This window comes from Pseudoalteromonas sp. S554, assembly GCF_005930865.1.
Lineage (GTDB): Bacteria > Pseudomonadota > Gammaproteobacteria > Enterobacterales > Alteromonadaceae > Pseudoalteromonas > Pseudoalteromonas marina.
The window spans coordinates 1-10183 of sequence record NZ_PNDV01000131.1; the positions used below are offsets into that span (position 1 = coordinate 1).

A 10183-nucleotide genomic window follows, 5' to 3' on the forward strand; every position below is an offset into this window, starting at 1 on the left:
AGTAAATTTACTCGGCTTTTGTATTTTAAAATAAGGTAACGTTAACGCGTTTTATAGCTCTTTAACACCCATGTTATATAGCGTAAAACCAAACATATCTGCGTATAAATCTATAACCTTGCTGGTTGGTGTGCCCGCACCATGACCCGCATTTGTTTCAATACGAATAAGTGTAGGGTTATTTCCAGCCTGCTTAGCTTGTAATTCAGCAGCAAATTTAAATGAATGAGATGGCACCACACGATCATCGTGATCACCGGTTGTTACCATAGTGGCAGGATATTCAACGCCCGCTTTAACGTTATGCAATGGCGAGTAAGCTTTTATATATTCAAACATTTCTTTACTTTGCTCACTAGTACCGTAGTCGTATGCCCAACCAGCGCCCGCTGTAAATGTATGGTAACGCAGCATATCAAGTACGCCTACCGCTGGTAATGCAACTTGAAATAAGTCAGGTCGCTGCGTCATCACCGCACCTACTAATAAACCACCATTTGAACCACCGCGCAGTGCTAAACGCTTTTTAGAGGTGTACTTTTTATCTTTTAAGTACTCTGCCGCGGCAATAAAGTCGTCAAACACGTTTTGTTTTTGCATTTTTGTACCAGCGTTATGCCAGTCTTTACCGTATTCACCACCACCACGAATATTAGCAACGGCATACACCCCACCTTGCTCAAGCCAAAGCGCATTAATAGGGCTAAAGCTTGGTGTTAAACTTGCGTTAAAACCACCGTAACCGTATAAGATGGTTGGGTTTGAACCGTCTAATTTTATACCCGTTTTATAAGTGATGATCATCGGCACTTTTGTACCGTCTTTTGAGGTATAAAAAACTTGCTCAGAGGTGTAATCATTACTGTTGAAATCGATTGCCGATTCACGATAAACCTTTGACTCGCCTGAGCTTACATCAAACGAAAAAGTAGTCCCTGGAGTTTTATAGTTAGTAAACGAGTAATAAAGCGTTGATTGATCTTTTTTACCACGAAAACCACGTGCACTCCCTACGCCTGGTAAATTAATTTCACGTATTAACTCACCTTGCTTATTATATTGTTTAACATGCGAAATGGCATCAACCATGTAATTAGCAAAAAAAGTATCTCCGCCTTTACTTAGGCTAAGAACGTTATCGGTTTCTGATATAAAGTCGACCCAATTTTCAGGCGCTGGGTTATTTGCATTTACCGTGACCACTTTTTTATTGGGTGCGTTTAAATTTGTAACTAAGTAAAGCTTTTCGCCGTCGTTATCAATTACAGAAGTATCTGAATCTGAGTTACCAACAACAGTAACAAAATCACTATTTTCTTTACTTAAGTCTTTTATAAAAAGTTTGTTTCCAGACGTTGAAACACTGGCAGAAATTAGCAAGTACTTGCCATCATCTGTTACATCGGCGCCAACGTAACGATGCTTTTGCGCCTCGCTGTCGCCAAATACAACACGATCGTCATCCTGCGATGTACCCAAAGCATGATAATACACTTTATGTTGATCTGTTTTAGCCGACAGCTCACTACCTTTTGGCTTGTCGTAGCTAGAGTAGTAAAATCCTTCATTACCTAGCCAATCAATACCACTAAATTTCACATCAACTAAAGCTTGCTCTACTTGCTCTTTAGTCGTTGTATTAATAACGATAATTTTACGCCAATCACTGCCACCTTCAGAAACTTGATACGCTAATAAACTACCATCTTTAGAAAACGATAAACCCGACATAGACGTTGTACCGTCGTCGCTAAATTTATTAGGATCTAAAAATACCTCTGGCGCTTCACCACCTTTGCTGCGGTATAAAACATATTGATTTTGCAAGCCATCGTTTTTGTAAAAGTAGGTGTAGCCGCCCTCTTCAAATGGCGCACCTATTTTTTCGTAATTCATCAGCTTTTCAAGGCGCTCTTTGAGCTTGTTTCTGTAAGGGATTTGTTCTAAGTATGAAAAAGTAGCCGTATTTTGCGCTTTTACCCAATCAGCAGTCTCTGCACTCATATCGTCTTCTAACCAACGATAAGGATCGGCCACGTTTTCTCCAAAATAGGTATCAACTACATCCCCTGTTTTGGTTTCGGGATACACGACTGAGTTAACTTGATTCATAGATGATTTTACTTCTTTTTGATCTGATGTATTGGTTGGCTCTGAACAGCCACTGAGTGCCAATAATACAGCACAGGCAAGAGTACGTTTAAGTAACATAATGTGTGTTCTTTTTATTTATTAAGTAGTAGTAATAACTTATGAGTTTTTTAAGCTTATGTCTATTAAGATGCGTTAAGTGCCATTTATCGCTGTAAACAAGTGTAAACTTACGCTTTAATAGTAAAAACATACAATAAAAATAAAGCGTGATTTATGAAAAAAAAAGAGCCCAGTTTCAACAGTTTTAAAGCTTTTTACCCTTATTATTTAAAGGAGCATCGCAACGTAACCTGCAGGCGTTTGCATTTTATAGGTAGCTTATTAGTACTTATGGTTATTATTACCGCATTATTAAGTCAAAAATTTGCGCTATTGTGGCTGCTACCCATTATTGGCTATGGCTTTGCGTGGGTTGGGCATTTCTTTTTTGAAAAAAACCGACCAGCTACATTTAAACACCCATTTTATAGTTTGTGGGGAGACTGGGTTATGTTTAAAGATATATTAACCGGAAAAATAAAATTTTAATAAATTAATAAAGTTACTCGCACCAAAAAGCCACCTTAATTAGGTGGCTTTTTGGTGCGAGTAACGTGGGTATTTAACGCTATACCACTTTAGTTAACCATCCATGTTTATCTTCGCTTTTACCCCATTGAATGTCGTTCAATGCTTGTCGCAGACGTGCAGTAGTTGGCCCAGGCTCTCCTGTGCCTACTTTATATTCTTTATCGTTATGAATAAACGTTCCCACTGGCGTTAATACCGCAGCAGTACCTGAAAGCGCAGCCTCTGTGCCTGGTTTTTCAGCACGCTCTAAAAGTTCAGTCACTGTAAAATTACGTTCGCTCACAGTCATGCCTAAATCTTTAGCAATCGTTAAAATACTATTACGCGTCACGCCGTGTAAAAAGGTGGAGTCGAGCGCTTTGGTTATAATTTCGTTGCCATCAATCAAAATAAAGTTTGCAGCGCCCGTTTCTTGTACATCACCACCTGGGCAAAATAATATTTGATCTGCTTGATACTGTTTACGTGCAGCGCTAATTGGGCCAAGCGCACTGGCGTAGTTACCGCCGCTTTTAACCATGCCCATATGAGGTGCACAGCGCATACCATCTTCTTCAAGTAACACACGTAATGCCGTAGCACCACCAGCAAAATAATCACCTACTGGCGAAAGTAAAGTGTACAACAATGAGCTCATTGAAGGAGCTGCCGCTTTACCAATTGCCGCTTCTGTGCCTATATGTGTTGGGCGAATATACATAGAGCCAGGCGGTAATGGGGTTTCATCGGCATATTGGCGAACAATATCAATAATCATCGTTTTAAGCATATCGCCATCAAAACTTGGCAAGCTTAAAAGTGCAGAGCTTTGCTGCATACGTGCTATGTTTGCATCCATTCTAAAAATATAAACAGACCCATCTTCATGACGAAATGCTTTTAAGCCCTCAAAACAGGTGCTTGAATAATGAAGAACGTGTGCACCAGCATGAAACTCAAGCTTATCGCATGGAACAACTGAGGTTTCGCTCCATTGATTATCTGAAAAACGAGCTTGAATCATCTGTGGCATAAACACAGTACCAAATGCGGCCATTTTTTATCTCTCTTGTGTGGTCTATTTTTCTCCATTGTATGACAATCACGCATCAATTAACCATAGCTAAAGTAACGGATTTTTAATTAACAATAAGAAAAAACCACACGTACTGTATGTTTATTAAACACAACAGCAAAATACCGGCATATGCGCTTACACATGCCGGTTTATGTTTTAGCTTTTAAGGCGCTTAATGCACTCTATCACTATTTAAATGAGTATCTAATAATTCGCTTTAACACCGAGCCGTATTGTTTAAAAAATCCACCAGTGTGATAATCAATCCCGTGCTTTTGCATAACGGCCTGTACCTGAGGTGCCACCTCTTGATATCGCGACGACGGCATATCAGGAAATAAGTGGTGCTCAATCTGGCAACTCAAATGGCCCGTTAAAATATGAAACCAGTTTGCCCCTTTAATATTAGACGAGCCCAATACTTGACGATAATACCACTGGCCTTGGGTTTCGTTTACGCAGTCTTGTTCTTTAAACGTTTCGGTGTCTTCAGTAAAGTGGCCACAAAATATAATTGTCGACGTCCATAAGTTACGAAGCAAATTTGCTAATAAATTACCCGCTATCACCCACAAAAATAAAGGCCCTGCTAATAACGGAAATATCACATAATCTTTAATTAACTGCCTAGCGCCTTTGCTAAAAAAGCGCTGTTTTAATGTGGTATGCGACACTTGCCCTTCACGGTTTTCTTTCTTTTTACCTATAAAAACACGCTCTGCTGCTAGCTCATGGTACGACACACCCCACTGAAACAAGACACTTAAATTTATGTAAGTAAAAAACTGCCACACATTTTTAAAACGCCACTTAAAATCATCACTCAAACGTAACAACCCGTAGCCAAAATCACGGTCTTTACCAATAATGTTAGTGTAAGTGTGGTGCTCAAAATTGTGAACTCGATGCCAGCTTTGGCCATCGCAGGCTATGTCCCATTCGTATTGCTGAGAGTTAAGCTGTTTGTCGTTCATCCAATCGTATTGACCATGCATAACATTGTGGCCAATTTCCATATTATCGAGAATTTTAGCCAAAGCCAGTAACAAAACACCGGCAACCCAAAGTAAAGGCTGAATAAATCCAAGCATTAATAGTATTCGCCCACTCCACTCACATAGTCTTTGCTTTCGAACGACAGAGCGAATGTAGTCAGCATCTTTTTGCCCTACTTTGGCAAGCGTATTCATTTTTATAGTATCTAAATCGCTTGCAAGCTGATCAAAGTTTATGTTTTTCATAATTGTAACTCCAAATCACTTACAGGTTGGCTTATACAAAGTTGGATTAATTCCTCACCGTTGTCTGACATTTCACCTGTTTTTAAATTACGTACTATTCCCGACTTTTTAATACATTGGCACTGATGGCAAATACCAATTCCGCAGCCACGCTTTACCGGTAATTTTTTAACTTCAAACTGGCTAAGTAGTACATCATTTCCTTCAACTATATGGGCTTGGCTGTTCACCTTTACAGTAAACTGATCTTCATTGTTTACTTTGGGTAACGCTAAACCAAATGCTTCTTGGTAATAATTAAGATCATGTCTTTTAGCAAACTCTTGCACTGTTTGCATAAATCCTAGTGGCCCACAGCAATATATATCTGGATTCTCCCACTGTTTAATATTGCTAGTAATGTCGCTCGACTGCTCACGAGTTAATAATAAAAATGAAAAATGACTAAATTGTGTGGCTAATTCACGCAACTCATCAACACATTGATGTTCGCCCGATTTTGCGTAATACACCAAATTTACTGCTTTGGTTGTTTGCGCTAAGTAATCGTCAAGCATTGCTAGCATCGGCGTTATACCAGATCCACCAGCTATTAATGTGGCAGGAGTATGTGTATTTTTAAATACAAACTCACCCGATGCAGCCGATATATTGCACCATGTTCCCGCTTTTGCTTTGTTCTTTAATAAACCGGTAAATCGTCCTTGTTCGCTTGTTTTAATTAACAAACGTATAAACCCCGTTTCGTTGAAATATTTAACGCTTGAAGCAACTGTAAAAACGCGCGTTAATAATCGTCCATTCATTTCAATGGTCAAACTAACATGCTGCCCTGCGGTATGCGCGGGCCATTGTTTGCTTGGTTTTAGCTGCAAACTCAAAAATTCACCATTCAATGAGTCTGAATTCATCAGTTGTGCTCTAAATTGCCCTGCACGCCAAGCAGGTTTAAACACTTGCATTATTGGCTCTATGTAACCTGCAAACGTTTGATGGTGTAAAAACCACGTTGAAAATTGGTTTAATGCCTGCGTAAACATTGTAATAAAATCTCTATATTGGTTTATTGCTCAATGGTTTGCACGAACTGAGGGTTAGCACAAATCAGAACCTTAATTATTTGAGCATACAAGTGTAAGCTCAAACTTCAGCGCACAAGTGTACGCTGAAAATTCAAGTTTTCAACCCTAATAGAGTGTTTATTCCATTATTTTTGTTAAAAACTACGAACAAAAAACAAACTAAACTCAATTTATAAACGTATTTCAAAACTAAATAAAATATAAAAAATATACTTTACTGAGTGAGCTTATTATTTCTAATACTGTGTGAGTGATATATGTAACTAGCTAAAATTAAAGCATTTTCACTTATCGCAACGCTTAGCTAATTTTTACAGCTCGTGCTAACGTAAACCTAGTTTGATTAATTTTGGAAAATAACATGCTCAATATAAAATCAAAAAAATATACACATTCTTTTAAAGGTGCCGTGCTAACGGTCGTTTTATTGACGCTGCCTACAATGTCAGTAAATGCAGTTGATTTTAAAAAGCTGCCGAGTTTGCCGCTTAATGTAAAAGCAGTAGACGTTGCAGAAGGTGTAAGTATTCCTTGGGCCATCGAAGCACTACCAAACGGTGATTTATTAATTACGGAGCGAAGTGGAAAACTATTTTTATTACGTAAAAACACCTCAACGCTTATTCAAGTAAAAGGATTGCCCGATATAGATGCTAACGGCCAAGGCGGTTTACTTGATTTAGCACTGCATACCGATGATAAAAATAGTCAATGGCTATACCTTACTTACTCAAGCGCTGAAGGCAAAGGCAGTGGTAGTAACACTGCATTAATGCGCGCAAAATTAAGCGATGATCATACTCAGCTATTAGAGCCACACGTTTTATACAAAGGTGAGCATAACAGTACAAAAGGTCAGCACTACGGCAGTCGTATTGTGTTTGATAAACAAGGTTATGTTTATTTTTCGATCGGGGATCGTGGTTCGCGCGACCTAAACCCGCAAGATCTTAGTCGTGATGGGGGCAAAATTTATCGTCTTCATTTAGATGGTCGTATTCCAACAGATAATCCCTTTGTAAAACAAACAGACGCTAAACACGCTGTTTGGTCTTACGGACATCGAAACCCGCAAGGCATGTGGTTTGATGCAAAAGATAATCTACTTTGGGCTCACGAACATGGCCCTCGAGGCGGTGACGAGCTTAATTTAATAAAAGCAGGATTAAACTACGGATGGCCGGTAGTTAGCTATGGCGTAAATTACAGCGGCACGTCATTTACAGACCTGCAAACAAAAGAAGGCATGCAATCGCCAACATCACAATGGACACCATCTATTGCACCATCAGACATGCTATTCGTCACCAGCGACAAATACCCTAAATTAAAAGGTAAAGTGCTGTTATCGTCTATGAAGTTTTCGTTTTTAAGCGCACTTACGCTTGAAAAAAACACGTTAATAAGCCAAGAGAAAATATTAGAAGGCATTGGCCGCGTAAGAAGTTTAGCCCAAGGTGCTGATGGTTATATTTATTTAGGCCTAGATGGCCAAGGTATAAAACGCCTAGAGCCTGAGCTATAAAACCGTTTAGTAACCGCAGCATAGCAAATAATTCGTTTACCTTGTTTTAATTTAACAAGGTAAATGCCTTTCTGCTAAAAGAACTTTTTATCGCTTTGTAGCGTATGGTAGTCCAATCACTTTTATAAAATTAAGCGAGTCCCATGTTTTCGATATTCAAATCAGACCCTACAAAAAAGTTACGTAAAGAGTACGACGCCAAATTAGAGCAAGGCATGCAAGCTCAGCGTAAAGGCGACATTAAAAGCTACGCCATGCTAAGCGAAGAAGCCGAAAAAATTTGGAGTGAAATAGAAGCGCTTGAAGCAAAAAAATCCAAATAAATTCGTATTAAACGTGTTTGCCCGTTTCAAAAGCAGGTAGGCGCGTTTAGCAATTATTCATCACCTCCTTTTTACAGCTACCTCCCGCAAAAAACCTACCTTTATAATAGCCTTACACAAATAATTGTATTTAAAGTAGTTACTTATATTACCGTTGCCATTTTTTAGAGGTGGTAAAATGGTTTAAAAAAGCCTTTAGTTTTCATTTTAAATTTTTAATGACTGCATTTACTAAAGCGATGGCGTTTTTCCTCCTAAGTCAGAAAGTGAGGACACTTTCCCCTTTTCTGCCTGTTGTTAATTAACAGCCCGACTTAAAGTTTAATACTCGCAATGTGTTACAGGATTTGTTATTAATATTAAAAATAAATAAGAGGACATACATTGCTCATTAAAAGAGGAAAGTGTCCTCTGATAAAGTTGTTAGAAGCCCTCTGGGGCTAGAGCAATACCAAACTAAGGATTCAAATTGAATATAGTTAAAATTCAGGAACAACTTGATTCTAATAGAAGGTCAGTCGCATTCGATAGCTATGACATTACTTTAAAGCAATTATATGACATGGTACTTGAAGAGATGATCGATATTGCCCCCGAGTATCAGCGTCACTTTGTGTGGGATGCAAAAAGACAATCGGCATTAATTGAGTCATTGTTTCTTGGGATACCCATACCAAGTTTATTTATGGCTTCTAACAAAGATGCTTCTTGGGAAGTTATTGATGGGCTTCAAAGGCTTACTACGATATTGAACTTTATTGGAAATGATGAAGAGCTTAAAGATATCTCGATAAAGCATGAAAAGCTGGAATTGACTGGACTTGAAAAGCTGGAGTCTATGAATGGACTTCATTTCAATGACTTGCCAAAATCCATGCAGTTTATGCTACAAACTCGGCCATTAAGAATAACAGTATTAAACGATCGCAGTGATTTCAATGTGAGATATGATCTCTTTGAAAGATTAAATACTGGCGGTGTTACCCTACATGAACAAGAAATTAGGAATTGTGTTTATATAGGTCCGTTTAATGATTTCTTAAAAGAGCTTTCCGAAAATGAAGACTTTAGAGCTGTGGTTAAAATGACAGCAAACTCAGAACGTAGTGGAAGTTACGAAGAGCTAGTCCTGAGGTTTTTTGCTTACCATGAAAATGCAGAACAGTTTGTTCATAGTGTTAAAGGTTTCTTAAACGACTATATGGAGCAAAAAACTGAAAAATTCAAAGATAAAGACAGAAAAGAATTAAAGAAATTATTTTTAGACACATTTGAGGCATTAAAAGATAATTTACCTGATGGTATCGTTCGCGGAGCAAGAAAAAATATCACGCCTGTAGTCCTCTATGAAGCGATATCAGTTGGATGTGCCAAAGCTATTACAAGTAATCGACAAGTTGACCTAACAAAGCTGGAAGATTTACTAAATGATCAGGAAGTTAAGAAAGCGACGACTGGGGCAACAAATAGTAAAAAAATGGTTTTAAAACGCATAAATATTGTCAAGGACACTCTTCTCAATGACATTTGATATTGTGCGAGCAAATTCACGAGAAAGATTTAGTGAAGTACAGATTAACCTTAACTACATAGAGTCTATTGAACCAGCAGGAGAAGCTACACCCGAAGTTAAGGTATTAAGAGGTTTGTACTATGTACACTTATACTCTGCGCTAGAAAAGGCTTTAAACGAAACTGTTGAGCAGGCAATACTCTTAATAAAGAGTAAAAATATTAAAAACCTGCATTTCGCGACTCCATTTAATGTAATTTCATTAAATTCAAAAATGCAAAGTTTTAAACAATGTGGCTACAAAGATTATTTTGATAAATCTTCAGAGGTATTTGAAAGTATAAATTCTGAAGAGGTCTTTGATATAAGTAATACCATTTTCTCTCAGAACCTACAAAATGTATGGTTTAAAACAATCCAAAATACAATAAGAAGTTTTGGTGCTGCTCCTATTCAAGTTGAGCCTAGAGTCAAGTTAACTATTGATGAGGTGGTCGATAAACGGAATGCAGTTGCTCACGGTAGAGAAACTCCAACGGTTATTGGTGAGCGCCACCGTGTTAATGTTCTGAGAACTAAAACTCAAGAAATACAGTTAGTAATAGAGCAAGTGATCTCTACATTTGAAGATTACATTGCTAACTATGAGTTTCTTAAAGCTACATATGTTCAAGAGTATAGCGCGGGATAAAGGGCTTCTAACACATATGAGCCTTAA

Annotated in this window: 9 protein-coding genes; 5 read left to right on the forward strand and 4 right to left on the reverse strand. The window is 38.1% G+C overall.

Translation table 11 applies throughout. The annotated features are described in order from the left end of the window. Positions 1-51: 51 nt before the first annotated feature. Entirely contained in the window at positions 52-2211 is a 2160-nt protein-coding gene (locus CWB65_RS19085) for a prolyl oligopeptidase family serine peptidase (protein ID WP_008127431.1), read from the reverse strand. Positions 2212-2367: 156 nt separating this feature from the next. Here CWB65_RS19085 and CWB65_RS19090 point away from each other — a divergent pair, with 156 nt between their 5' ends. Next, positions 2368-2682 carry an Mpo1-like protein gene (locus tag CWB65_RS19090; protein WP_138741256.1) on the forward strand — a complete coding sequence of 105 codons (315 nt, stop codon included), beginning with the start codon at positions 2368-2370 and terminating at the stop codon, positions 2680-2682. Between the two features lie 79 nt (positions 2683-2761). Here CWB65_RS19090 and CWB65_RS19095 read toward each other — a convergent pair whose 3' ends face one another. The 3 genes from CWB65_RS19095 to CWB65_RS19105 form a co-directional block, all read right to left on the reverse strand. Then, a complete protein-coding gene (locus CWB65_RS19095) occupies positions 2762-3760 on the reverse strand; it encodes a branched-chain amino acid aminotransferase (RefSeq protein WP_008127425.1) in 999 nt (332 codons plus the stop codon). A 209-nt stretch (positions 3761-3969) separates the two neighbouring features. Beyond that, complete coding sequence (locus CWB65_RS19100; protein ID WP_138741257.1) at positions 3970-5022, reverse strand: fatty acid desaturase family protein; 1053 nt, start codon at positions 5020-5022, stop codon at positions 3970-3972. Then, complete coding sequence (locus CWB65_RS19105; protein WP_138741258.1) at positions 5019-6062, reverse strand: ferredoxin reductase; 1044 nt, start codon at positions 6060-6062, stop codon at positions 5019-5021. The genes CWB65_RS19100 and CWB65_RS19105 overlap by 4 nt, the downstream gene beginning before the upstream one ends. A 403-nt stretch (positions 6063-6465) precedes the next feature. Here CWB65_RS19105 and CWB65_RS19110 point away from each other — a divergent pair, with 403 nt between their 5' ends. From CWB65_RS19110 to CWB65_RS19125, 4 genes are all read left to right on the forward strand, one after another. Beyond that, entirely contained in the window at positions 6466-7629 is a 1164-nt protein-coding gene (locus tag CWB65_RS19110) for a PQQ-dependent sugar dehydrogenase (RefSeq protein WP_138741259.1), read from the forward strand. Between the two features lie 143 nt (positions 7630-7772). Beyond that, entirely contained in the window at positions 7773-7952 is a 180-nt protein-coding gene (locus tag CWB65_RS19115) for a DUF6435 family protein (RefSeq protein ID WP_008127419.1), read from the forward strand. Positions 7953-8421: 469 nt separating this feature from the next. Continuing rightward, entirely contained in the window at positions 8422-9483 is a 1062-nt protein-coding gene (locus tag CWB65_RS19120) for a GmrSD restriction endonuclease domain-containing protein (protein ID WP_008127418.1), read from the forward strand. Continuing rightward, positions 9473-10156, forward strand: coding sequence for an MAE_28990/MAE_18760 family HEPN-like nuclease (locus tag CWB65_RS19125; protein WP_008127416.1), 684 nt, complete (start codon positions 9473-9475; stop codon positions 10154-10156). Before CWB65_RS19120 ends, CWB65_RS19125 begins: the two co-directional genes overlap by 11 nt. Positions 10157-10183: the final 27 nt, after the last annotated feature.

What these genes read in the sequence shown, in the direction of transcription:
- CWB65_RS19085 (WP_008127431.1), bottom strand. Translation starts at nt 2,211, where the DNA reads ATGTTACTTAAACGTACTCTTGCCTGTGCTGTATTATTGGCACTCAGT.
- CWB65_RS19090 (WP_138741256.1), top strand. Translation starts at nt 2,368, where the DNA reads ATGAAAAAAAAAGAGCCCAGTTTCAACAGTTTTAAAGCTTTTTACCCT.
- CWB65_RS19100 (WP_138741257.1), bottom strand. Translation starts at nt 5,022, where the DNA reads ATGAAAAACATAAACTTTGATCAGCTTGCAAGCGATTTAGATACTATA.
- CWB65_RS19115 (WP_008127419.1), top strand. Translation starts at nt 7,773, where the DNA reads ATGTTTTCGATATTCAAATCAGACCCTACAAAAAAGTTACGTAAAGAG.
- CWB65_RS19105 (WP_138741258.1), bottom strand. Translation starts at nt 6,062, where the DNA reads ATGTTTACGCAGGCATTAAACCAATTTTCAACGTGGTTTTTACACCAT.
- CWB65_RS19110 (WP_138741259.1), top strand. Translation starts at nt 6,466, where the DNA reads ATGCTCAATATAAAATCAAAAAAATATACACATTCTTTTAAAGGTGCC.
- CWB65_RS19095 (WP_008127425.1), bottom strand. Translation starts at nt 3,760, where the DNA reads ATGGCCGCATTTGGTACTGTGTTTATGCCACAGATGATTCAAGCTCGT.
- CWB65_RS19125 (WP_008127416.1), top strand. Translation starts at nt 9,473, where the DNA reads ATGACATTTGATATTGTGCGAGCAAATTCACGAGAAAGATTTAGTGAA.